General features: G+C 45.0%; 21 protein-coding genes. 17 read left to right on the plus strand and 4 right to left on the minus strand.

The features are described from left to right. Window positions 1-572 precede the first annotated feature (572 nt). The 10 genes from AC57BQ_RS02240 to AC57BQ_RS02285 all read left to right on the plus strand — a co-directional run bounded on the left by AC57BQ_RS02240 (window position 573) and on the right by AC57BQ_RS02285 (window position 11,315). A complete protein-coding gene (locus AC57BQ_RS02240; protein WP_496404724.1) occupies window positions 573-1,445 on the plus strand; it encodes an AraC family transcriptional regulator in 873 nt (290 codons plus the stop codon). 220 nt (window positions 1,446-1,665) lie between these two features. After that, on the plus strand, window positions 1,666-4,086 hold the full coding sequence (locus AC57BQ_RS02245; protein WP_496404725.1) for an ABC transporter permease: 2,421 nt from the start codon (window positions 1,666-1,668) through the stop codon (window positions 4,084-4,086). Window positions 4,087-4,121: 35 nt separating this feature from the next. Beyond that, entirely contained in the window at window positions 4,122-4,373 is a 252-nt protein-coding gene (locus AC57BQ_RS02250) for a hypothetical protein (RefSeq protein ID WP_496404726.1), read from the plus strand. Window positions 4,374-4,456: 83 nt separating this feature from the next. Further along, complete coding sequence (locus AC57BQ_RS02255) at window positions 4,457-4,789, plus strand: L-rhamnose mutarotase (RefSeq protein WP_496404727.1); 333 nt, start codon at window positions 4,457-4,459, stop codon at window positions 4,787-4,789. Between the two features lie 21 nt (window positions 4,790-4,810). After that, window positions 4,811-6,163, plus strand: a complete 1,353-nt coding sequence (locus AC57BQ_RS02260) for an alpha-L-fucosidase (RefSeq protein ID WP_496404728.1) — start codon at window positions 4,811-4,813, stop codon at window positions 6,161-6,163. A gap of 75 nt (window positions 6,164-6,238) precedes the next feature. Further along, on the plus strand, window positions 6,239-7,900 hold the full coding sequence (locus AC57BQ_RS02265; RefSeq protein WP_496404729.1) for a UxaA family hydrolase: 1,662 nt from the start codon (window positions 6,239-6,241) through the stop codon (window positions 7,898-7,900). 280 nt (window positions 7,901-8,180) lie between these two features. Then, entirely contained in the window at window positions 8,181-8,945 is a 765-nt protein-coding gene (locus tag AC57BQ_RS02270) for an SDR family NAD(P)-dependent oxidoreductase (RefSeq protein WP_496404730.1), read from the plus strand. 124 nt (window positions 8,946-9,069) lie between these two features. Continuing rightward, window positions 9,070-9,915, plus strand: coding sequence for a fumarylacetoacetate hydrolase family protein (locus AC57BQ_RS02275; RefSeq protein ID WP_496404731.1), 846 nt, complete (start codon window positions 9,070-9,072; stop codon window positions 9,913-9,915). Further along, a complete protein-coding gene (locus tag AC57BQ_RS02280; protein ID WP_496404732.1) occupies window positions 9,908-10,738 on the plus strand; it encodes an amidohydrolase family protein in 831 nt (276 codons plus the stop codon). The genes AC57BQ_RS02275 and AC57BQ_RS02280 overlap by 8 nt, the downstream gene beginning before the upstream one ends. Window positions 10,739-11,114: 376 nt before the next feature. Continuing rightward, the gene (locus AC57BQ_RS02285; RefSeq protein WP_076373622.1) at window positions 11,115-11,315 is read left to right on the plus strand and encodes a hypothetical protein; all 201 of its coding nucleotides are present in this window, start codon (window positions 11,115-11,117) and stop codon (window positions 11,313-11,315) included. 80 nt (window positions 11,316-11,395) lie between these two features. Here the strand turns inward: AC57BQ_RS02285 and AC57BQ_RS02290 are convergent, their stop codons facing one another. Beyond that, on the minus strand, window positions 11,396-11,893 hold the full coding sequence (locus AC57BQ_RS02290; protein WP_496404733.1) for a DinB family protein: 498 nt from the start codon (window positions 11,891-11,893) through the stop codon (window positions 11,396-11,398). A gap of 220 nt (window positions 11,894-12,113) precedes the next feature. Between AC57BQ_RS02290 and AC57BQ_RS02295 the strand changes: the two genes are divergently transcribed. Continuing rightward, entirely contained in the window at window positions 12,114-14,861 is a 2,748-nt protein-coding gene (locus AC57BQ_RS02295; RefSeq protein ID WP_496404734.1) for an alpha-L-rhamnosidase, read from the plus strand. Between the two features lie 578 nt (window positions 14,862-15,439). On the opposite strand, the gene AC57BQ_RS02300 is transcribed toward AC57BQ_RS02295, so the two are convergent. From AC57BQ_RS02300 to AC57BQ_RS02310, 3 genes are all read right to left on the minus strand, one after another. Further along, complete coding sequence (locus tag AC57BQ_RS02300; protein WP_496404735.1) at window positions 15,440-16,060, minus strand: class I SAM-dependent methyltransferase; 621 nt, start codon at window positions 16,058-16,060, stop codon at window positions 15,440-15,442. Between the two features lie 358 nt (window positions 16,061-16,418). Then, window positions 16,419-16,802, minus strand: coding sequence for a DUF3037 domain-containing protein (locus AC57BQ_RS02305; protein WP_496404736.1), 384 nt, complete (start codon window positions 16,800-16,802; stop codon window positions 16,419-16,421). Further along, on the minus strand, window positions 16,780-17,577 hold the full coding sequence (locus AC57BQ_RS02310; protein WP_496404737.1) for a HipA family kinase: 798 nt from the start codon (window positions 17,575-17,577) through the stop codon (window positions 16,780-16,782). Before AC57BQ_RS02310 ends, AC57BQ_RS02305 begins: the two co-directional genes overlap by 23 nt. A 146-nt stretch (window positions 17,578-17,723) precedes the next feature. On the opposite strand from AC57BQ_RS02310, the gene AC57BQ_RS02315 reads away from it, so the two are divergent. The 6 genes from AC57BQ_RS02315 to cysC all read left to right on the plus strand — a co-directional run bounded on the left by AC57BQ_RS02315 (window position 17,724) and on the right by cysC (window position 25,182). After that, window positions 17,724-18,791 (plus strand): AI-2E family transporter, encoded by a 1,068-nt coding sequence (locus tag AC57BQ_RS02315; RefSeq protein WP_496404738.1) that lies wholly within the window; start codon window positions 17,724-17,726, stop codon window positions 18,789-18,791. Between the two features lie 563 nt (window positions 18,792-19,354). Then, complete coding sequence (gene cysQ, locus AC57BQ_RS02320) at window positions 19,355-20,140, plus strand: 3'(2'),5'-bisphosphate nucleotidase CysQ (protein WP_496404739.1); 786 nt, start codon at window positions 19,355-19,357, stop codon at window positions 20,138-20,140. Between the two features lie 160 nt (window positions 20,141-20,300). Further along, a complete protein-coding gene (chrA, locus tag AC57BQ_RS02325; RefSeq protein WP_496404740.1) occupies window positions 20,301-21,533 on the plus strand; it encodes a chromate efflux transporter in 1,233 nt (410 codons plus the stop codon). Next, window positions 21,530-22,546 (plus strand): sulfotransferase family protein, encoded by a 1,017-nt coding sequence (locus AC57BQ_RS02330; RefSeq protein ID WP_496404741.1) that lies wholly within the window; start codon window positions 21,530-21,532, stop codon window positions 22,544-22,546. The genes chrA and AC57BQ_RS02330 overlap by 4 nt, the downstream gene beginning before the upstream one ends. A gap of 109 nt (window positions 22,547-22,655) precedes the next feature. Further along, window positions 22,656-24,605, plus strand: coding sequence for a M1 family metallopeptidase (locus AC57BQ_RS02335; protein WP_496404742.1), 1,950 nt, complete (start codon window positions 22,656-22,658; stop codon window positions 24,603-24,605). A 34-nt stretch (window positions 24,606-24,639) separates the two neighbouring features. Then, complete coding sequence (gene cysC / locus AC57BQ_RS02340) at window positions 24,640-25,182, plus strand: adenylyl-sulfate kinase (RefSeq protein WP_496404743.1); 543 nt, start codon at window positions 24,640-24,642, stop codon at window positions 25,180-25,182. The last annotated feature ends 402 nt before the right edge of the window (window positions 25,183-25,584 follow it).

Raw genomic sequence — 25,584 nt, forward strand, 5'->3', positions numbered from 1 at the left:
AAAATACGTATGATTTTTAAATTGGGTGACTTAACCCAAACGATTTACATTAAGAGGAGAAATCTATTATCAGAGCAGGATTTTAAGTATGGAGGGTTTGTATTTTTGTATGTATATTATTGATAATAAGATTATTGTAATTTTATTTTTAAACAAATTACATTCATATTTGTTGCTCCTCAATAAAGTTTAAATTTCTAGAAGATACAAACAACTTCCCGGTGGCAGCCCAGAAGCCGCCACCTTGTTGGGGAGATAAAGCATTTAAGGCCTTACCATCCCTGAGAAAGCTGGTAAGAAAGATCAAACATGAGATTGATCTGGATTTAGTTGATGTTATTGATTTAATCAGTAAAGCGCGTTCCGGAGGTGAGATACCGGAACGCTTTCTTATTATTATACGCAAAAGTACCAGCATTGGTTTTCGGTTTTGTCGATCAGATTAAAGATTTCGTCGAATATGTCCCCTTTGATGATCTATAGAATATTCTTAATATGAGTAGATTCTATAAAACTAAGCTATTTGTACATTTTTTATCTACATTTACCCTGTCAATTGTAAATTAGCTTGAATGAAACCGCTTTTGTTAAAAGTTTCTTCGGGACCCGCACATTCATTTAGTGTAAGGCGCGATGTGTTGCCCGATATCAATAACCGCTGGCATTGCCATCCGGAGCTTGAACTTATCTACTTTAAAAAAGGTGGCGGCACCCAGTTTATCGGCGATAGTATTAAACAGTTTAAAGCTGGTGATATGACGCTGGTTGGCTCAAATCTGCCGCATTACTGGCGTTTTGATGATGTTTACTTTGATCATAACGGGCACGAGAAAGTAGAGATAATTGTTGTGCATTTTTGCGAAAACTTTTGGGGCGACCATTTTTTACAATTGCCCGAAAATAAGCTGATCAAAGTTTTACTTGAGCGATCAAAAAGGGGCTTGCAGATCAGCGGGAGCACTAAAGAGAAGCTCACCCTATTGCTGCAAGATATGCTGGATACCGATGGTGCCGAAAGGATCATCATGCTGCTTAAAGCCCTCAATACCGTAGCTGTGAGCAACCCGGTTAACTACCTCACTTCTATCGGTTTTAAATATGACCATAATGAGTCGGAGAACGACAGGCTCAATAATATATACGAATACTCGGTACGCAATTTCAGAAAAAAGATTTACCTGGACGAGATTGCCGAAATAGCGGGGGTGAGCTCCAATTCTTTTTGCCGGTACTTTAAATCAAAAACCCGTAAAACCTATTCGCAATTTATTATCGAAATAAAGGTGGGCTATGCCTGTAAGCTGTTGATAGAAAATAAAATGAACATCAAGCAATTATGCTACGATAGCGGCTTCAATAATTTTTCGACATTTCATAAGCACTTTAAACAGGTAACCGGGAAAAGCCCGCTGATGTATCAGAAGGAGTTTACCAAGAACCCGTAAGGGGGCAGGAAGAGATCCTGAGTGGGTTTACATGTAAACCCACTTTATGATGAGTTTTATTATTTAACTTATTGATTATCAATAATATAATAAATGTAAACCATGAAAAGTGTAAACCATGTAAACCCAATTTACACAGGTAATTTCTACTGACCTGGTGTAGTGACGGCTTGATAAATAGGCAATTATCCTTATATTTAGCCTTCAACCTTTTCAAACTATGATTCGCAATATTCTACTGGTTACTTACCGCAACCTGGTAAAAAACAAAATATATACTTTTATAAATGTAACCGGTTTGGCACTGGGTATGGCGGCATTCATACTCATTACCGCTTTTGTGAATTTTGAAAAGAGCTTTGACCGTATACATCCCGATGCACCTCATATTTATCGAGTTGAAAGTCAGTTTTACAGAGATAAGGAGCTTACCGATAGTTGGCCAACCAGTACTAACGGCTATGCCCCGGCCATGAAAGCCAATTTCCCGGAGATAGCATCCTATGCCCGTATCAGCTGGGCCAATTCTGAGCGGGTTGTGAAATATAATAACACCAAATACCGTGAAGAACATGTTTGTTTTGCCGATAGTAACTTCTTTAGTTTTTTTGCTTACCCGCTGGTAAAAGGCGACCCATTAACCGTACTTAAAGAGGTAAATACCATAGTGATATCACAATCGGCAGCAAAAAAGTATTTTGGTAATGCCGAGGCGATAGGCAAATTTTTGGATGTAAGCACGCTTGGCGATAAGTATCATTGCATGGTTACCGGTGTGTTTAAAGATATTCCGGCTAATTCAACTATGCAGTTTAATTTCCTGATATCCTGGGCAACATCATCTAAGTTCATTCAGAATTTTTGGTACCAGCATGAAAGCTACACTTTTGTAAAATTGAACCGGAGCGCTACCATTCAGGCTGTGGAAGCTAAATTCCCGGCATTGGCCGAACAGTATAAAACGGGCCCGTCATTAAAAGAACTGAAGTGGGCTGTAAAATTGGTACCGCTTACCGATATTCATTTAAACCCGGCCAAACCTTATGAAATAGAGGTAAAAGGCAACCGTTTCGCGGTTAATTTTTTAAATGTAATAGCCTTCATCATCCTGATGATAGCCTGTATCAACTATATTAACCTGGCCACCACCAAATCGGTTGATCGTGCCCGTGAGGTAGGTATCCGGAAGGTAAGCGGGGCGCATGCTTCACAGCTTATCCTGCAATTTCTGACGGAATCATTCATCATCAACATAGTGGCTCTTTTGGTGGCTATTGTGCTGGTATTGGGGGCCCGCTACGGATTATTGCATTATTTGTATGACAGCAATACCTATGGTTTGTTATTTAACAGCGCTTTGTTATTAAAAGTAAGCGCGGTGTTTTTGGGTAGCATTTTAATATCGGGCATTTACCCGGCCATGGTACTGGCCCGGTTAAAACCTATAGCGGTGCTAAAAGGGCGATTCGCGTTTTCAAAAAGCGGGATACTGCTGCGCCGGGGAATGGTGGCTTTTCAGTTTATGGCATCGGTACTGCTTATTGCCGGCACCTTTGCGGTTTACCGGCAAATTGTTTACATGAGCAGCCAAAGCACAGGCGTAAACATCAACCAAACCATCGTTATTAAAACTCCGGTTAATACCAATAATTACACGCAAAAGATCAGTAGTTTTAAAAATACATTGCTGGGTTTTTCGGGGGTAAAGGCGGTTACGCTTTCGGGCGCTGTGCCGGGCAGAGAAGTGCGCGAGTTTTTGGCCAACAGGCGTTTCGGCGCGCCAAAATCAGAAGAACGTACCTACGAGATGCTGAAGGTTGATCACGATTTTATGCAGGCATACGGTATGCAGCTGATCGCCGGCAGGGCATTTGATAAAAGTCGCCCTGCCGATTCCATTGGCGTGGTACTGAATGAATCGGCAGTGAAACAATTTGGTTTTAGTTCGCCAGAAGATGCAGTTGGAAAAAAAGTATGGCTCGAAACAGTCGACAAGCACCCCGACGAAGTGATTGGTGTTATTAAAGACTATCATCAGCAATCACTACAGCAAAAATATACCCCGGTCATATTGTTTATGGACCCGGCTCTGGCGTGGATCCCTGCCGATTATTTTTCTGTTAAAGTGAGCCAGAACAACATGACCCAAATGGTAGATAATATTAAAAGTACCTGGAATGATAATTTTCCGGAATCGTCATTTGATTTCTTTTTCCTGGATGATTTTTATAATCGCCAGTACAACCAGGAAACGCAGTTTGGTCATGTTTTTACCCTGTTTTCATCGCTGGCTATATTTATCGCCTGTATCGGCCTGTTTGGTTTAACTGCTTACTCAGCCGCACGTCGTACCAAGGAAATTGGGGTGCGCAAAGTTTTAGGTGCATCGGTACAAAGTATCATCTCCTTACTTACCTGGGATGTGGTAAAATTGATACTGGTATCAAGCCTTTTTGCTTTGCCGGTAGCCTATATTTTTATCAATCAGTGGCTCAATCATTATGCGTTTAAAGTAGCACTTACCTGGTGGCAGTTTGCACTGCCTGTATTCGCGCTGGTGGTTATAGCCATAGGCACCACGTTTTATCTCACGTTCAGAGCGGCGCTTACTAATCCTACATCCTCATTGAGGAATGAATAAATACGTTTGAATGTAGCTTTAAAACTATGTCCGAAATGAAAATTAAACCTTTAAAGAATACGCCTGAGACCATTACCGGACTGAGTACCATGCTGGTTGAAGTGGTTGCTAACGGAGGTTCCGTTGGCTTTATGCACCCCTTAACTTTGGCCGAAGCCAATAGCTTTTGGACAGGCTCACTGGCTGCCACTGGCCGCTGGGAGCGTATTATACTTGGCGCTTTTGACAGCGACTTAATCCTTGTTCCCAAAATCCTTAATCCCACAACCCATGCCAAAAAAGCTTAACACTTTGATGATTTCGGGATAACTATTTAAAGCCAAACCTTATTTCTTTGTATTACCAATGTAACCAGCTTTATAAAATAGCTATGGCCCACAGATATTGCTTAACACTTGATTTGGTTGATGACGAAGCCCTGATTACCGGGTACGAAAAATACCATGAGGCCATCTGGCCCGAGATCCGTAAAAGCATCGTTGATTCTGGCATCACCAATATGGAGATCTATCGTTTTGATGTGCGTTTGTTTATGATCATGGATACCGATGACAGCTTCAGTTTTGAAAAGAAAGCGACCGCCGATGCTGCGAATGAAAAAGTACAGGAATGGGAAACCCTCATGTGGAAATATCAGCAACCGGTAAAGGGAGCATTGAAGGGTGAAAAGTGGGTTTTGATGAATAAAATATTTGCCTTGTAAACCAATTCAACTCAATAAATTATGTTTAAGAGAACTCAATTGCTATTTGCGCTGGTGCTCCTGTCCCTCTCACCGGTGTTTGCACAAAAAATGATCGGCACCGAAACCGATGCCCAGAAACAAAAACGTATGGAATGGTGGACGGACGACCGTTTCGGGATGTTCATCCACTGGGGCCTGTACTCCGGCGCGGCCAGGCACGAATGGGTAAAGCATAATGAAAAGATTGATAACGCCGGCTACCAGAAATATTTCGATCAGTTTAATCCAGATTTGTTCGATCCACAAAAATGGGCCAGACAAGCCAAAGCGGCCGGCATGAAATACGCGGTACTAACGACAAAACACCACGAAGGTTTTTGCCTGTTCGACTCTAAATTTACCGATTACAAAGCACCTAATACCAAAGCCAAACGCGATCTGGTACGTGAGTATGTGAACGCCTTCCGTGGACAAGGCCTTAAAGTAGGTTTCTATTATTCCCTGCTCGATTGGCACCACCCTGATTATACTATCGACGAGATCCATCCGCAATCGCCAAAAGACAAAAGCGATGCTTCTTACGCTGCTTTAAACAAAAACCGTGATATGGCTAAATACCGCCAGTACATGCGTAACCAGATCACCGAGCTGTTAACCAAATATGGTAAAATTGATATCCTTTGGCTTGATTTTTCGTTCCCCCGTAAAGATGGTCACGGAAAAGGTAAGGACGAATGGGGCTCTGTTGAGCTTTTAAAGCTGATCCGCAAACTGCAACCGGGCATCATTGTAGATAACCGCCTGAATCTGGAAGAATATAAAGATGGCGCCGACTTTGAAACCCCCGAGCAGGTTAGTACTGCTGAGCTGGCCAAATATCGTGGTAAAACCTGGGAAACCTGCCAAACTTTTTCGGGCTCATGGGGTTATTATCGCGACGAAAATACCTGGAAAACACACCGCCAGCTGCTTGATCTGTTAATTACTTCAACCAGTAACGGTGGTAACCTGATATTAAACGTTGGCCCAACCGCCCGCGGCGAATTTGACTACCGTGCAACCAACGCGCTGGATAGCCTGAGCCACTGGATGCACGCCAACAATCAGTCTATTTATAATTGTACTTTTGCACCCGATAGCTATAAGATACCAGAAGGTACCAAGCTTACGTATAATAAGGTGAACGGACGTTTATATGTGCATTTGTTTGATTACCCTAAGAATGGTAAATTAAACCTGCCAGGCTATAACGGTAAAATTAAATACGCGCAGTTTTTAAATGATCATTCAGAGCTTTTAAGTAAAACTGATGGGCAGAACGTAGAGTTAACCCTACCTGTTAAAAAACCAAATTACGAGATACCTGTAATTGAATTAACCTTAGTTAATTAAGGTAACAGAATTCGGATAAGCCCCCTAATCGTAAAGTTTAGCGTTTCGGATTTAGAGTTTAGAATTTAGGATACAATGTCAGTACAAAAAGAAACATTTTTAAGGATACACCCGCATGATAATGTGCTGGTAGCCCTGCAAAACCTGGAGCAGGGAACACCGATCAATTTTGAGGGTAATACCTTTACTTTGGCCGATCGTATTGCCGCGAAACATAAATTCGCGATCAATGAACTAAAAACCGGTCAGGAAATTTATATGTATGGCGTACTGGTGGGTAAAACCACCAGTACCATACCACAAGGTGGCTTACTGAGCACGCAAAATGTTCACCACGCCTCTGACGGATTTCGTCTGGGCGAGCGTAAATTAAGTTGGCACCAACCCGATACCCGTAGTTTTGACAGTAAAACCTTTAATGGTTACCACCGGGCTGATGGCTCTGTAGGTACTGCCAACTATTGGATTGTGGTGCCGCTGGTATTTTGCGAAAACCGCAACATTAACGTATTAAAAGAAGCCCTGGTTGATAAACTGGGCTACAAAAAGGCTAAAAGCTACGACGGAGATGTGGAGCAGTTGATGGAGCTTTATCAGGCAGGCAAATCTGTTGAGGAAATATTGAATGCTGATATCCAGGCATCAGCAGAAAAAGCGGACTCCAAACGGCTATTCAAAAACATCGATGGTATAAAATTCCTGAACCACAGTATGGGCTGCGGCGGTACCAAGGATGATTCGGATGCGCTGTGCGGACTGATAGCTGGTTATATTACCCATCCCAACGTGGCCGGCGCAACAGTTTTAAGTTTAGGCTGCCAGCATGCACAGGTGAGTATTTTACAAGCTGAAATTGCCAAACGCGATCCCAACTTCAGCAAACCTATGGTGGTGCTGGAGCAACAAAAAGTAGGTACCGAAAGCGAATTGCTGAAACAGGCGCTGAAACAAACCTTCGCCGGTTTGGTGCAAGCCAATCAAAATCAACGCCAGCCCGCACCGCTATCCAAACTATGTATCGGTATGGAATGTGGTGGTTCTGACGGGTTTTCGGGTATTTCGGCAAACCCTGCATTGGGTTATGTGTCTGATCTGCTGGTAACCATGGGCGGTTCGGTGATCTTAGCCGAGTTCCCGGAGCTTTGCGGTGTAGAGCAGGAACTGAGCGACCGTTGTGTTGATGAAGAAACAGCCAACCGCTTTATGCAACTGATGACCACTTACAACGCGCGTGCCGAAGCAGATGGTTCTGGTTTTTACGCCAATCCATCACCCGGAAACATTCGCGATGGTTTGATCACCGATGCTATTAAATCGGCAGGAGCGGCAAAAAAAGGCGGTACCTCACCGGTGGCGGCTGTGCTGGATTATCCCGAAAAAGTAACTAAACCCGGTTTAAACCTGTTGTGTACACCGGGCAGTGATGTGGAAAGCACCACCGCCGAAGTAGGTTCGGGCGCCAATATCGTATTGTTCACTACTGGTTTGGGTACGCCTACGGGTAACCCCATTACGCCGGTAGTTAAATTATCCACAAATACCGCTATGTTTGAGCGTATGCCGGATATTATCGATATTAACTGCGGAACGATCATCGAGGGCGACGAAACCATTCAGCAGGCAGGTGAGCGCATATTAAATTATGTGATCCAATTGGCCAGCGGCGAGGTTGAACCAAAATCGGTAAAACTGGGTCAGGATGATTTTATACCCTGGAAAAGAGGGGTGTCGTTATAAGTTGAAGATAGATAAAGGAATAAGGATAAAGGATAACCGCTATCCGAAGTCTCTGACTTCGGATCACTATGCTGGTAGTTTGTAACTACCGAATGTCTTGTTCTGATGTTTCGTGTAGTCTGAAGATCACAAGCATATTAGTTCGACGTCAGAGACTTCGAACAGCACGTGACGAAATATAAAGAAACTCCCTCTTTCCGCCAAAGGCGAAGAGAGGGATGTCAAGCGAAGCGATGACAGGGTGAGTCGACTCACCGGTAAAAAATATAAAAAGAGTAACATGTTTAAACTAACCAATAAATCGGTAGTGATCACAGGCGGGGGCAGCGGCATAGGTAAAGCGATGTCAGTATTGTTTGCGCAGCAAGGTGCTACCGTTCATATCATCGAACTAAATGATAAAGCCGCGGCCGAAACCGTAAGCGAAATTGAAGCGGCCAGCGGAAAAGCTATCGGTTATGCCTGCGATGTAAGCAGTCAGCAACAGGTGGTAGATACTTTTAATAAGATAGGTAAGATCGATATCCTGATCAATAATGCCGGCATTGCCCACATCGGCAGGGCTGATAATACCAGTAGCGAAGATTTTGAACGCGTATTTAACGTGAATGTAAAAGGCGCTTACAACTGTCTTTTCGCGGTGATCCCGGTGTTAAAAGCCAATGGTGGTGGTGTGATATTGAATACCGCATCCATAGCGGCCAGCGTGGGTATTACCGACAGGTTTGCCTATTCCATGAGCAAAGGCGCTATACATGCCATGACGCTTTCTGTCGCGCGCGACTTCCTGCATGATAATATCAGGTGTAACTGTATTTCGCCGGCACGCATCCATACACCGTTTGTGGATGGCTTTATTGCTAAGAACTACGCTGGTAAAGAGGATGAGATATTTGAAAAGCTATCCAAAAGTCAACCTATCGGTCGCATGGGCCGTTCGGAAGAAGTAGCGGCTCTGGCCCTTTATCTTTGCTCGGATGAAGCCGGCTTTATCACCGGTACCGATTATCCTATCGATGGCGGATTTATCACCCTGAATAACTAAATAAGTTGTACGTTTTACGTGGATACGTTGTAAGTTAAAATAATACCAGCTGCATCTGATAACATAAAACGTACAAAATGAAAACACGTAAAACGTACGACGTATAACATAAAATAACAACAATATGAAGCTGATACGATTTGGAGCAATTGGACAAGAAAAGCCAGGAGTGATCCTTAACGATAAAAAATATGATGTTTCTGCCTTTGGCGAAGATTATACCGAGCAGTTTTTTGAAACTGATGGTGTGGGCCGCTTGGCAGCTTTTATAAAAGATAAACAACTGACTGAAGTTGCCGATAGCGTACGCTTGGGCAGCCCGGTAGTACGGCCTTCAAAAATTGTATGTATCGGTTTAAATTATGCCGATCATGCTAAAGAAACCAATGCGCCCCTGCCACCAGAGCCGGTAATATTCATGAAGGCTACCACCGCTATTGTGGGTCCGAATGATAATATCGTGATCCCTAAAAATTCGGTAAAAACCGATTGGGAAGTGGAACTGGCGGTAGTGATCGGCAAAAAAGCATCGTATGTTGATGAAGCTGATGCGATGAATTATGTGGCCGGTTATGTATTGCATAACGACGTATCCGAGCGCGAATTTCAGCTGGAGCGTAACGGTACCTGGGATAAGGGGAAAGGTTGCGATACCTTTGCGCCGCTTGGCCCGTTTCTGGCTACGCCTGATGAAATTGCAGATCCGCATAACCTGCGTTTATGGCTCAAGGTGAATGGTAAAATACTACAGGATGGCACCACCTCTAACTTTATTTTTAATCTGCCCCATTTAATTTCATATACCAGCCAGTTCATGACGCTGCTGCCGGGCGATATCATTTCAACAGGTACACCTGCCGGTGTTGGCCTGGGTATGAAACCGCCATTCTATTTAAAACCGGGCGACGTAGTTGAACTGGGCATCGATGGCCTGGGCGAATCAAAACAAAACGTGGTAGCTTATGCCTAAAATTGATGCACACCAGCATTTCTGGATATTTGATCCGGTTCGTGATAGCTGGATCAACGATGAAATGCTGGTGATCAAACGTGACTTTTTACCAGCCGATTTGCTGCCGGTATTACAACAAAACGGCATTGACGGTTGTGTGGCTGTGCAGGCTGATCAATCCGAACAGGAAACCCAATTTTTGTTGGAAATAGCTGCCGCTAACCCTTTTGTAAAAGGTGTAGTGGGCTGGGTTGACCTAAAAGCAGATAACCTGGAGGAACGGTTGGAATATTTTAAACAGTTTGACAAGCTGAAAGGCTTTCGTCATATTTTACAATCGGAGCCTGATAAGCAGTATATGCTGCAACCCCGCTTCCAAAAGGGGATTGCCAGCCTGCAAAAGTACGGCTATACTTATGATATACTGATATATCCGGAACATCTGCCTTATGCCGGATTACTGGCCGGAGGTTTCCCCGATCAAAAGTTTGTGCTTGATCATTTGGCCAAACCACATATTAAAGATCAAGACATTCATGATTGGCAAAAAGATATCCGTGCTTTAGCCAAATATCCCAATGTTCATTGCAAAATATCAGGCATGTTGACCGAAGCCAACTGGAAATCCTGGAAAACCGAAGATTTTACGCCTTACCTGGATGTCGTGTTCAACGCGTTTGGCATCAACCGGGTGATGTTTGGGTCTGATTGGCCCGTATGTCTGTTGGCCGGCGGCTACGAAGGTACCATGCAGGTGATAAATAACTATTGCTCAGGCCTGTCGGCAACAGAACAGGAATTATTCTGGGGCCAAAATGCTACACTATTCTACAATTTATAAGCTTGAATTTCAAAATGATAAGGATGAATCATTTTGAAATTTTTGTTGTTAAATAAAATAAAAGTAAGTATCTATGTACTGTGGCAGCAGCACGGTAATCTTCTGTTAAGTATAGCTGATTTGTGCAGAAATACTTCTATTTTACCGTTAACCTACCTTATATCGTTAACCAGCCCCTGCGGTTAATTACCATCTTTTACCAATTATTTATAACCCAGGTCATAATAAAAGTGTAATATTTTGTGTTAGTAAGAATTATGGCACATAATTAGCTGTATAATTATTTGACGGCGGTTGAACCGGGGACAGGGCAGGCTTATTGCTTTGTTTGTTGTTGATAACCAATGCCTTCAAACAAATTTATTAAGAAAAAGTCATGTATATTATTTTATTAGAAGTTACCGCCCTGCTTGCCGTAATCATTCTTCCGTTACTGGTTGTGCGTAAAAAGTTCAGGAAAAGATCAAAGCCCGTTTATAAAATTGATACCAATACCGAGTATGCCCGCTATGCTATCAACGAAGATGGTTTCCTGGAAGAAATTAACGTAAGCAATTTATCAAAACACAGGCATTAGTATTAATCATACCTCATGCAAAAAGCCATTGTCATTTTACAGGACAATGGCTTTTTTGTTTCTCATAGGTGGGTATTTCTTTAAAAACCGCCTTCGTCTGCGCTTGGGCCGTAACTACCCGGTAATGGTATATTAAGCATGCGCAGGTAAACGCCCAATTGCGCCCGGTGATGAACGATCTGCGAATAGGCCATCCTGATCACATCGCCCTTGGTCGATTCGCTCAGGATCTGATCGCCGTTACGCAGCGTCCATTTTTTTTCCAGATCGGCCTCTTTTGCATGAACCAGGTGCGTTTTTCCACTTTTTAATGATTCCTCAAAAAAATCAAGCAGTTCATGCGTATTGTTGTTGGGTATAGGTTTATAGGGTTTGGCGGCAAAGTCCAGCTCGTCGCTGGTTAAGGTCATGGTAACCCAAGCCGGCAGTTCGGCAATATGATTAGCCAGGCGCTGTATGTTCATGCTTTTTTCGTGCGGTTGCCATTGAAATTTATCATTGGGGATGCGCTCCAGCATTTTACGAGTGGTTTGCGCTTCCTGGTCCATTTCTTTTAATAACATGGTGATGGTTGACATAGCTTTATCGTTTTATTGTTATTGTTAATGTTGATGATTCAAAGTAACGAACAGCTGGTGACAGCCCTATGTCAGCAGGTTTTTATAAATTAAAAAAAAGATGAAATAACCTATTTGCGCCAGCACTAAGACGAGACAGAAGTATACAATTTAAGAGAGAGGATGGACGGGGTTGCCGCTTTAAAACGCAATTGATATCATTGAATTACCAATTATCATCATGAAACCTATATTGCTTTATCTTTTACTCTTTTTCCCGGTAGTGTGCATGGCGCAAAACCCGGCAGCCGATGGCTTAACCTGCGAATACCTCAGCAATCCCGCAGGTATTGATATTGTAAATCCACGCCTCAGCTGGAAGATCAATACCACCCAGCGTAATACCATGCAGCAGGCTTACAATATCAGGGTGGCAACAGATGTGTCTTTTTCCTCATCCAAAACGGTTTGGAACACTGGGAAAGTATCTACAGATTCCTCTATCCTGATCACGTACGCCGGCATTTCCTTAAAACCGGCTACCCGCTATTATTGGCAGGTAAAGGTCTGGGATAACCATAACCACGCATCGGCCTGGAGTAAACCGGCTTATTTTGAAACGGGTATGTTTTCGCCCGCCGACTGGACAGCCAGTTGGGTACAACCCAAGCAGGATTCCGCCGCACGTAAAATACCCGCGGCCATGCTGCGCAAACAATTCAGCGTATCCAAAAAGATAGTATCGGCCCGGGCATACGCCACGGCGCATGGTTTATATGAGCTATACCTCAACGGCAAAAAAGTAGGCGATCAGGTGCTTACTCCCGGCTGGACGGAATATAAGAAACGCCTGCAATACCAGGTTTATGATATTACCGCCATGCTGCAACAAGGCGATAATGTAATAGGCGCTATGATAGGCGATGGTTGGTTCCGCGGAACAACGGGTTACACCAATCAGTGGGGGTTCTGGGGTAAAAAACTGGCCCTGCTATGCCAGCTACAGATCACCTATGCCGATGGTACGGTGCAGCACATTAATACCGATGGCTCCTGGAAAGGCACAAAAGACGGCCCTATACGCCTCGACGGTATTTATGATGGCGAAAATTATGACGCCCGCAAAGAAATACCCGGCTGGGCCAGCAAAGGTTTTAACGATGCCGGCTGGGAGCCAGTAGATGTCGCGGCTTTTAATAATAAAATACTGGTAGGGGTGCAAAGCGTACCCGTACACAAAATACAGGAGATCAAACCAATTGGCATATTTAAAAGCCCCAAGGGCACGCAGATTGTTGATTTTGGGCAGAATCTTACCGGCTGGATACGCTTAAAAGTAAGCGGTAATGCCGGGCAAAACGTAAAGATCCGCCATGCCGAAGTGCTGGATAAATTTGGGGAGTTTTATACCGCCAACCTGCGCTCGGCAACGGCAACACTTAACTATACACTTAAGGGCAGTGGGGTAGAGGTGTTTGAACCGCACTTTACCTTTATGGGTTTCCGTTATATCGCGGTAGAAGGTTTTCCCGGCGAGCTGAAACCGGAGAATTTTACTGCAGTGGTAGTACATTCAGATATGCCGGTTACCGGGCAGTTTACCTGTTCCGACACCATGATCAACAAGCTCCAGCATAATATCCAGTGGGGGCAAAAAGGCAATTTCCTGGATATCCCGACAGATTGCCCGCAGCGTGATGAGCGCCTGGGCTGGACGGGCGACGCGCAGGTATTTTCGCGTACGGCAGCCTTTAACATGCAGGTGGCTCCATTTTTTGCCAAATGGATAAAAGACGTAGCTGCCGATCAGTCGGCCGATGGGAGGGTACCTTTTGTTGTACCCAATGTTTTTGAAACCAACCACGCTACTTCAGCAGGCTGGGGTGATGTATCGGTTATTGTGCCCTGGACAATGTACCAGGTTTATGCCGATAAACGCATCCTGCAAAATCAATACGCCAGCATGAAAGCTTATGTTGATTATATCATCAAAAAATCCGGTGATAAATACATCTGGCGCGGCGGCAGCGTTTTTGGCGACTGGCTGTTTTATCGCCCCGGTATTTATGATTTTTCGGAGCCCAATGGCTATACCAATCCCGATCTGATCGCCACCGCTTTTTATGCTTACTCCGCTAAACTGCTGAGCCAATCCGCAGGGGTATTAGGTAACACTGCGGATGAAAAGTACTACAACGATATATTTGAACAAGTTAAAAAAGCCTTTGTACGCAATTACGTGACCCCAACAGGACGCATTTTTGCCGACTCACAAACCGGCTACGTACTGGGCCTGAAATTTGGCCTGGTGCCCGACAGTCTGAAAGCCAAAGCCGCCGCTTACCTGGTTGAAGATGTACGCAGCCGTAATAACCACCTCTCTACAGGTTTTTTGGGTACGCCTTATTTGTGCCAGGTACTATCCCAAAACGGGTATAGCAGTGTGGCTTATGACCTGCTGCTGCAAAAAACATATCCTTCGTGGCTGTACCCGGTAAAAATGGGTGCCACCACCATTTGGGAACGCTGGGACGGCATTAAAACCGACAGTACTTTTGAGGATAAAAGCATGAACTCCTTTAACCATTACTCGTACGGTGCGGTTGGCGACTGGATGTACCAGCAAATGGCCGGTTTACAATTGGGTAAGGCCGGTTACAAACACATCATTATTAAGCCAGAACCTCATCATAAATTTAGCTTTGCCAAAGTCACATTCCAGAGCATGTACGGCCAGGTGCTATCAGGATGGGAGGTAAACAACGGTACCATGCAGATCCATGTGACCATCCCACCTAACACTACAGCCGATATAACCCTGCCGCAGGCCCATACCGAAGATGTAAAACTCGAGGGTAAGCCCATCGCCCTAGATATGGCGCATGCCGGCGACGACGGCGTTACCATCAGCGTTGGTTCCGGCGATTATATCTTCAGTTATCCATGGGTAGTGTTAAAAGAGAAAAAGGTAGTCACGGCAACGATGTAGTTAGAAAGGGGGGATACCCATCCTCTCCACACGTCATTGCGAGGTACGAAGCAATCCCCGATTTACAGAGTCGCTCTGTATAGCATAGAGATTATTAATATTTTGATTGTTTTTTATCGGTATTAATGAGCTCCCTCCAGTCGGTTGTCTTCGTACCTCGCAATGACGCCATTTTTTACATATTTTAAAAAGCAGGGGCCCGTGCGATTCCTTCCCTCGGGAAGGGGAGGAATGGGTTTCTGAAAATTGCAAATTTATACCGTTTGTATAAACCCCTCCCTGCCTTTGCGCCCATGCCAGCCACACCCCTCCCGTAGGGAGGGAACTAAAAACCCTTGGCAGTCGCTCGGCTCCAGCCGAGTGACGACTATTTTCAGGCCTCTGGCTTGCGAATTAAACATGCTTTTTTTCTGCAGCGGCCGGAGGCCGGGTAATACCAGTCACTCGGCTGGAGCCGAGCGACTGCTGAGCGGCCTGTCACCCTGAGCTTGTCGAAGGGCGTGCGCAGAGGCCTACCCACCATGCTTCAACGGAGCTCAGCATGACAACCTTTTTCCTCGCCTCAGGACTCATTCAACTCAGTCTCTTCTCCTGAAACTGCAAAAAGTAAAGTTTTGTGTGGTGTTAAACGGCGTTTGATGATCTTCGGTAATGCATCGTAGTTTTTCAAAGGAGTTTTCAAACCTGGCGGCCATGGTATTTTCGGAATATTGTTTGATCTCCAGACCGCTGCATTTGGTGGGGCCATTTTCAGAAAATGTACCTAGTACCAGGTAACCGCCCGGATGAATGGCATCCTCCGCGATAGATATGTAACTGGCTATTTTATCTTCGGTGGTTAAAAAATGAAAAGCGGCGCGATCATGCCACACCTGATATTTTACGGGTGGAACAAATTCGGTAACATCTGATACTATCCAATGCACTTTGGCGGCATCGTCGCCTAATCTTTTTTGGGCCTTTTCGATAGATGCTGCAGAAATATCCAGCACCCATATATTTTGATAACCTTTATCCAGCAAAGCATCCACCAGTCGACTATCGCCACCACCAATATCAATGATATTGGCCGACAGATCTACCGGCAGCGATCCCACAAAATCCATGGAAGTTTTGGGGTAGGTTTGAAACCAGCTTACATCATCTTCGGCTTTGCTGCCGTATACCTTTTCCCAATGTTGTTTTTCGGGGGTGCTCATGGGTGTTATGAATTAAGCATCAATATTAATAAGCTTTTTTCAATTTAAGGAATTTTAATTCGTTAAAGGAAATATATGCACTTGTTGCAGACGACTCACCCTGTCTGCGCTTCGCGGGACGACTCTCTCTTCGGCTTCGCCGGAAAGAGGGTGGTGACACCTTTCGCACGCGTCATTGCGAGGAGGAACGACGTGGCAATCCCCGATATGCAGAGCGTCTCTGTAAGTTGGGGATTATTAATGTTGTTAATTATCTTTCAAAGGTATTAATGAGCTCCCTCTGGTCGGTTGTCCACGCTGCGCTCGCAATGACGTTGTTTTTTTATCCCTTCCTCTCAGCGATGGACCGATGAGTCAATTACCCCACCAACTGCTCAAATAATTTGTTCAAAGTAGCCTCAGCATCCAGCAACAAGCCAGGGTGTACTTTTGACGATTGCACCACCGTGCTGCGTGTAGCCGTAAGCCAGCGGAAACGGGAAGCCAGGTCCAATTTGGCTATAGGGCCGGCATGTTTATCGCCATGGCAGATCCTTTCAAAGGAGTTGATGTTATCTTTCAGGCAATCCAGATCCAGGCTGGGAGCCAGCGCGCTTATACGGGCCTCGTTCCACACAAACCTAACTTTCAGGAACTGCTGTTTCGGGCAGTAAATGATCACACCTACGTTTATAAATTCCTCGCGCTCTACCCTGGGCACAACGCGTACTACGGCGTACTCAAATAAGTATGGCTCTTGCATGTTGTGCTTCTTTTACAAAATTTTCAGACGCGGCTACGCGTGTGGTTAAAAAACGGTAATAAACATCGCGGCGTTCGGCGGGTGTGCCGTTTTCCGAATCGTCGGTAAGCCATTCGTCAGGAATCAGGTTAACAATGGCCAGGATGCGCTCATCGGTCAGGATCGAACAAAACTCGGCGTCGACCTCGTCCAGCAGCGACGCCTGGGGCAGCAGTACGTGATCCTTTACGGGCATAAAAGGGCGTATGGCCTGCTCGTCCCAGTTGTACCAGGAATGATGAAAATACAGCGAAGCGCCATGATCAATCAGCCAAAGCTCTTTGTGCCACATCAGCATATTGGTATTGCGCGGGGTACGGTCCACATTGGTCAGCAGGCAATCCAGCCACACAATTTGCGAGGCCGTTTTAGCATCAAGGGCGGTCACCACCGGGTCGAACGTAATAGCGCCCTGCAGATAATGCAGTGCCAGGTTAAGGCCTACGCTAAATTTAAGCAGGTCCTGGATCTCCTCGTCAGCTTCGGAGCGACCAAAGGCTGGATCGAGGTTGGCGAATACCAGCTCGGGCACGCGCAAACCCAGCAAACGGGCTATTTCGCCGCCTATAAGTTCGGCTATGAGGGCTTTTACACCCTGGCCTGCGCCGCGAAATTTGAGTACATATAAAAACTCGTCGTCACCCTCGGCAATGGCCGGCAGCGAGCCGCCCTCGCGCAGCGGGGTAACGTAGCGTATTACATTAATGGTTCTGAGTTGTGGTTCAGTGTAATTCATCGCAGATGTTCAAATGAAGCAGGCAAATATAACTAAAAACATAGCCGTGGCAGGCATTTACCCCATGTGGGCTGATATAAATGGTTTGCAAAACTTTTATGTTTAATTATTGTAATGTAAGTGTGAATTAACCTTTAAGAAACCATATGGCCCAAAATCACAAACAACCTGCAAAAGAAACCGTCGAAAAAGAACTCACCTATATTCAGAAAGTGTGGCACACGGTAGCTATTGTGGCCCTGTTGGTAGTAGTGATCCTGATAGCCCGGGTAGCTTTTAATGTACTGCTGATGGTGCTGGCCGGTGTGCTGGTATCGGTTTATTTTCATGGCCTGGGCGATATGATACAGCGTAAAACCAAATGGAGCCGGCGGGCCAGCATGATCATTTCTGTAGGGGGCACCTTTATTATCCTTACGGTTTTATTTTGGTTTATGGGGAGTAAGATCTCCCACCAGATAACCGTGCTGAGCGACTCGCTACCTAAAACGGTCAATACCGTTAAAGCAAAACTGTCCGAATCGCCTTTGGGCAATAAGGTGTTGATGTACCTTTCGGATGATAATTCCGACAAGCTGTTTGCTACCGCCAAACAATTCTTCAATACCAGTTTTGGCGTTTTGGGCAATATCTATATCATCATGTTCCTGGCTATGTTTTTTACAGCCAACCCCAATTTATATAAAGACGGTATCATTAAACTGATCCCCGAAGACCGTAAAGAGCTGGCCCGGTGTGTTTTTGACCGCATCAGCATGGCGCTCAAAGGCTGGTTGAAGGGGATGATGCTCTCCATGGTACTGGTGTTTATTTTGATAGGCGTAGGCTTAAGTATCATGAGCATCCCGGTGGCGTTGGTGCTGGCCCTGCTGACGGGTCTGCTGAAACTGATCCCCAACTTTGGCTCGCTAGCCGCCATGATCCCCGGGGTGCTATTGGCGCTTACCATAAGTACCAATACAGCCATCATTGTAGCGTTGATTTATATTGTTTCGCAAACTATTGTGAGCAATATTGTAACCCCGCTGATCCAGAAAAAGATGATCAATCTGCCGCCGGCGCTCACCATATTGTCGCAGGTATTGATGGGGACGCTGTCGGGTGTACTGGGTATTATACTGGCAGTTCCGCTGCTGGCTATTGTGTTCATATTGGTGGATGAGCTGTATGTGAAAAAGATAGAGGCGGAGGCAGAGGTTTTGAGTTCGGAGTAGTGAGCCGACTCACCCGGTCATCGCTTTCGCTCGACCACCCTCTCTTCGCCTGCGGCGGAAAGAGGGGATGGCACATTAATAAATTACGTCATTGCGAGGTACGAAGCAATCTCTATACTGTACAGAGCAAACATGAATAGTTGACCTGCTTGTGTAGAGATTGCTTCGTACCTCGCAATGACGCGTGGATATAAGATTTCGAGGTTGGGGTGAGGTTTGCTTCTCCACCCAATTTTTCGTATATTTGAATAAGCACCGGCCCGGTTCTCTTTTGTCAGAGAAACCGGGCTGTTTTGTTAAAGGAAAAGGGGCTCAAAAATAGATGGTTTTATACTTAGTTATTTGATAATCAATAAATTAATACTTTTTAAAGTAAAAAAAAACCGTTAAAACTGCGTTAAAATTTGTTAAAAAGTGTTAAAATCGATGGTTTTGGATCAATTTTCAAGCGTTTTTAGCCCGTTTTAGCCCCGAAAATTGTTAAAATAAAAGGTTTAAAAAGTTTTTGGAGCCGCAAATTGTTAAAATATTTACCCGATCATTAAAATAGCATATTCATCAAAATGATTTTTACTTACCAGGATCTGGAACCTATCGATCTGACTCAAATTAACCAGATAGCCAAAGAGGCCGGAGCTGCCATACTCAGCATTTATAACCTGTCGCCAGAAAATATTGGGCTGACCCTCAAAGACGACCAATCACCCCTTACTGCTGCTGATAAGCTATCGCACGAGGTGATATTCAAGGCCCTGACCGCTTTGACCCCGCATATCCCCATCATCTCCGAGGAAGGCAAGGATATCCCCTACGAAACCCGCAAAAACTGGCCATATTTCTGGTGCGTAGACCCGCTGGATGGTACCAAGGAGTTTATCAAGCATAATGGCGAGTTTACGGTGAACATCGCGCTTATCCATCAGCATACCCCAGTTTTGGGCATCATCTACATACCCGTTACCGGCGAACTATACTACGGCGGCCAAAACATCGGCAGTTGGAAAGAGACCCAGGATGGGGCAACCACCCATCTGCATGCGGATGTAAACAGCACCAGTTGGACAGCCGCAGGCAGCCGCTCACACGCCTCGCCCGAAGAAACCGCCGTGTTGAGTCAGTACCCTATAAAAGAGACTATTTCTGCAGGCAGTTCACTTAAATTTTGCCTGATAGCCGAAGGCCGGGCCCATATTTACTACCGCCATGGCCCTACCATGGAGTGGGATACGGCCGCAGGGCAGGCCATCGCTACTTTTAGCGGTGCAAAAATGACCATGCCCAATGGCGAGCCTTTTCTGTATAACAAAGTTTCCCTGCTCAATTCGGGGTTTTTGTGCAAGGTAAAATAGGGGTTTAAGTATTGACCCGGATCCGCGAAATATCGTTGTTGAAAATTAACTGATCTTAAAGTAATTAGGATTATAACAAACGTTTGTGTTGAATTAATTATTAACGCAGCGTGAGTTAATCATTAACTTCATCAGTATAATTTAAATCGGCGGCATATTAATGGATGGGGCAACTATCAATATAACACAAGAGCAAAAGGTTCGGGCCAGCTTAAAATACCTGTTTTTTACCTTCCTAAAAATAGGTTGTGTAAGCTTTGGCGGCTATATGGCCCTGGTTGCCCTTGTTCAAAAAGTAATGGTTGATCAGGATGAGGTTCTGGATAATGATACTATCCTGGATAGTGTTACCGTGGCCAGCCTGCTGCCAGGCCCGCTGGCGGTAAATATTGTGGCCTATATAGGTTATCACTTGAAAGGTAAAGCCGGCGCTGTGATCAGTATGCTGGCCGTTTTACTGCCTGCCTGTACCTTGATATTATTACTGTCATGGCTATACTTTAGCTATTCGTACAAGATAGAATGGGCGCAGGTAATGCAATTTGTCGCTGCTGCCGTAAGCGCCATTATCCTGTCGGCTGGCATGCAATTGTTTAAAAAGGAGATTGCTAAAAACTACCCAAAAGCGCTGTTATGCCTGTTTACCATCGCGGTTATTTCCTGGTTCAATAGTTACCTGGTTACCATCGCGCTTATTTTAACGGGGGCGGTGGCCGGGCTGTTCATGAGCGGCAATAAGCACAAGAATATAGCTGTACTTACTGTTTTTAAAAGCAGGTTTAAGTTCAGTCTTGCTTCGGTATTGATCGCTTTGTTACTGGTTAACGAAGGCGTTTTTATCAGCGGCATCTACAAAAACATCAGCAGTATATTACTAAAAATAGGGGTTGTTTTTTCGGGGATAAGTCTTTCCTTGTTTGGGGGCGGTTATGTGATGATCCCTATTATGCAATCCTTATTTGTAAAAGACCTGCATTGGGTCACCGCACAGCAATTTGTGGATACCATAGCCTTTAGCCAGGCTACGCCGGGACCTATCCTGGTGAGCGCTACCTTTATCGGTTATAAACTGGCCGGTATTACCGGGGCTATATTGGCTACGGTGGCTATGTTCGGCCCCTCGGCGGTGTTAATGATCGTAGTGAGTAAGTTGTTCAAGAAAAATAAAGATCACAGTCTGGTGAAAGATATGGTATCGGGTATCAAAGTAGTGGTTATTGGTCTGATCATTTCATCGGCATTTAAAATATTCTTCCAGCAGCATTTGTCGGTACTTTTTGTAGCGGTGGGGCTTGTTTCTCTGGTGCTGAGTTTCAAGTATAAAATAAATCCGGTTTATTTAATTATAGGCTCCATCACACTTGGAGTAATCACAAAATTTTATGGCATATGAGTAAACTTTACCAACCACAAGGCATTCAGATGATCGGTACGCAGCGGTCGGGCTCCAATTTATTAAGGGTGATATTGGATCAATCGGAAGCTATTGCATCACCGCATCCGCCGCATATACTGGTTACTTTTGTACCCTTATTACAATTTTACGGTCCGCTGGATGAGAGTGCCTATAAAATACTCATTAACGATGTTGCTGACTATGTAGAAGCCAATCCCGTACCCTGGGAAGGGATCAATATCAACAGGGATTGGATCTTCGAGAACTCCACCGTATACAGCCTGTATGAGATCAACCGGCTTATTTATGAGCAGGCGGCTATGGCCAAAAACGCCCGGTACTGGTGCTGCAAAAGTATGGCTAATGTGCATTATGCAGCTGAGCTGGAAAAACACAATCCTGGCCTGAAATACATTTACCTGTACCGCGACGGACGGGATGTGGCGGTATCCTTCAAAAAAGCCATCGTTGGCGAAAAACACATCTATCACCTGGCCCAGCAATGGACGTACGACCAGCAGGCCTGTATCGATCTGTCCGAACGTATTGGTGAGGATCGTTTCTTCGCTCTGAATTACGAAACGCTTATTACCCAGCCCGAAATGCTGATCCGAAAGCTCTGCGCATTTCTGGAGATAGATTACAGCGATAATATGCTGAGTTTTTATAATTCCAACGAGTCAAAGGCTACTGCTGCCGCCGGCGAGATGTGGCAGAACCTCGAGAAACCCATCATGACCAACAATAAAGGTAAGTTTCATAAAGAGTTAGCACCTCAGGAAATTGAAATATTTGAACTGCTAAGTCACCAGGTTTTAACCCGGCTGAATTATCCTTTATTGACCGCTTTAAGCAATGTCGAACTCCTAACACCTGATGCTATCGAAGTTTATGATGCCGAGAACAAGGCGCTGAAAAAAGCGATACTGAGCAATGCCCGGCAATCAGATCTTGACCGCCGAGAACTACAATTACAGATCCTGGCCGATATCAAAAGCAAGGTGGAGTAAACAGTTCGGCTCTCAAACGTTTGCGTTGAATAATATCGTGTAAAGGTTGTTTTAGCGCCTTATCTTTCATTTTCGCTAAAGCAAACCAAATAAATACATCCAATATAATATGAAGTTTAAACAGATCAATTTATGGCTTTTTGGTATGGCCATGATGCCATTTTTGGCCATTGCCCAAACCAAACCGGCCTATAACGAACTCCAGGTTTTCGACCATTCGTTTTTTACCTATAATGGTAACGAATTCCGCAGTGCCAACGGTGCTCCCGGCCCCAAATACTGGCAAAATAAGGCTGATTACGTGATCAATGCCGAGCTCGTGGAAAAAGACACCCTGATCAAAGGCAATGTAAGCATTAACTATACCAATAACAGCCAGGATACACTCAATTACCTCTGGCTGCAGCTTGATCAGAACCTGTTTAAACCCGATTCAAGGGGCGCTGCCTCAACACCTGTTAGCGGCGACCGTTTCGACGCCAAGGGATACACTAAAGGCGGTTATGACATTGGCGCCGTTTCGGTTACTTATATGGGTAAAAACTATGTGATCAAACCTACCATCACCGATACCCGCATGCAATTGCGCCTACCCTTTGTGGTGAAACCGCATGGCGACCAGATCAACGTAAAGGTTAACTATTCATTTTATGTGCCCCACTATGGTGCCGACCGCATGGGTAGACTGGGCGTAAAGCAAGGTGTGATCTATCAGCTGGCGCAATGGTATCCGCGTATGTGTGTGTATGATGATGTGAATGGCTGGGATACCTTACCTTATATAGGTACCGGCGAATTTTACTGCGAATATGGCAATTACGATTACTTTATCACCGCACCAGCCGATATGATCATAGCCGGTTCCGGCGATCTGCAAAACTCACAGCAGGTATTAACCGCGGAGCAAAACAGGCGCCTGGCTGCCGCCGCTAAGAGTGACAGTTCGGTACATATTATTACTGAAACTGAGGTTGGTACAGCAGGCATCAGGCCAAAACATGAAGGCACGCTTACCTGGCATTATAAAATGCACAACACCCGGGACGTATCCTGGTCGGCTTCAAAAGCCTTTATCTGGGATGCTGCAAGGGTTAACCTGCCAGGCGGTAAAAAAGGGATGGCCAATGCCGTTTACCCGGTTGAAAGTCGTGGGTATGATCGTTATGGTCGTGCGGCGCAATATTTAAAAAACAGCATCGAATTTTATTCCAAAAACTATTTTGAGTATCCCTGGCATTCGGCATTTGTAGTGGCCGGGGTAGCGCTGGGTATGGAGTATCCAGGTATCGTGTTCTGTAGTTACCAGATTAAAAAGGATGATCTGTGGCATGATATCACACACGAAATGGGCCATAACTGGTTCCCGATGATCGTGGGCAGCAACGAGCGCCGCTTTATGTGGATGGATGAAGGGATGAATACTTTTATCAACGGCTACGCCTCCAACTGGTTTAACCACGGCGAATATGGGGATACCAGCAGTATGGCTGTAGGCATGACCCGCAGTTTGATGCGAGAGAAAGATCCGCTGATGACCGCGCCCGAAGTAATGCACGATGGCGGCCAATATTATTACAAAACGGCCCTGGCCCTGAATATCTTACGCAACGTGGTTTTAGGGGCAGATCGTTTTGATTATGCCTTCAATATGTATATTAAACGTTGGGCCTACAAACATCCACTGCCGCAGGATTTTTTCCGCACCATGAATGATGCCGCGGGCGAAGACCTAAACTGGTTCTGGAAAGAGTGGTTTTATACTACCTGGAAGCTTGACCAGGCGGTTACTGATGTAAAATATAACAAGAATGATCCAACCGCCGGCGCCATCATCACCATTGAGAATTTAGGGGAGATGGCCTTACCTGTAACCTTAAAGGTAACCGAGCAAAACGGTAAGGTGCAGCAAATCAAGCTTCCGGTTGAAGTATGGCAAAAAGGGGCTAAGTGGAAACTGAAATGCAATACCACATCAAAAATAACCTCGGTTATCGCCGACCCCGACAGGCAATTGCCGGATATTGATCGTAGCAATAATATTTTTAAATTGCCTGAATAAGCAATTCGCTACTGGATTAGCAAAAGGGCATCAAATGAACAGGATATCTGATCAAAAAGGAATGGTTGTTTGGTTGTACGGATTATCCGGTGCAGGTAAAACAACCATTTCTTTGTTATTAAAGCAGATGCTGGAAAATGATGGTTTTTTCGCGGTTTGTTTGGATGGTGATGAACTGCGCTCGGGTATTAATAAAGACCTGACCTTCACCGAGGATGACCGGGAAGAAAACATCCGCAGGGCCGCCGAAATTGCCCGGCTGATGCTGCAAAACAATATTATTACTATCTGTTCCTTTATCACCCCACTCCAAAAACATAGAGCTCTGGCTGCCGGTATCATCGGTGAATCTTATGCTGAGGTCTTTATTGAATGCCCCCTGGATGTTTGCCAGGAACGCGATGTTAAAGGCCTGTATAAAAAAGCCCGGGCTAATCAAATAACGCACTTTACCGGAATCAGCTCAGGATTTGAAACTCCTGCAAACCCGGAATTGATCATTCATACTGCCGTCGAAAGCCCTGCAGAGAGCATGGAAAAGGTGTATCAGCATATAGCGCCGCTGTTAAAAAGGTAACAAACAAAGAGGGCTGTCATGCTGAGCTTGTCGAAGCATGGTGGGCAGGTCCTCTACGCACGATCCTTCGACAAGCTCAGGATGACAGGCCTCCATTATCTCCTCGTAACGACATGAAGGCGACATGCTTGCTTTCAGTTACCTCCTTAAAAATGTGCTTGTTGCAACACCAAAAATCAAAAGTTTTTACCCTTTTGCCCAAAACAGGAAGCTTTTGGCCAATATGACCCTGTTTCTCATTTTAAAAATCGCGAAGTCCGTCATTAACAGCCGTTTTGATTTGCTGAGCAGACCTTTTTGAGCCGGTTATCAAACGTTTGCGTTGTTTAAGTTTTTGTAAAACAAACGTTTGCGTTGTGTTTGAGGGCCTTCAATTTTGCTTTGTTAGGGCCTTATCTCTAA

This window comes from Mucilaginibacter sp. BGA-UO-ETr-C110 (assembly GCF_059567985.1).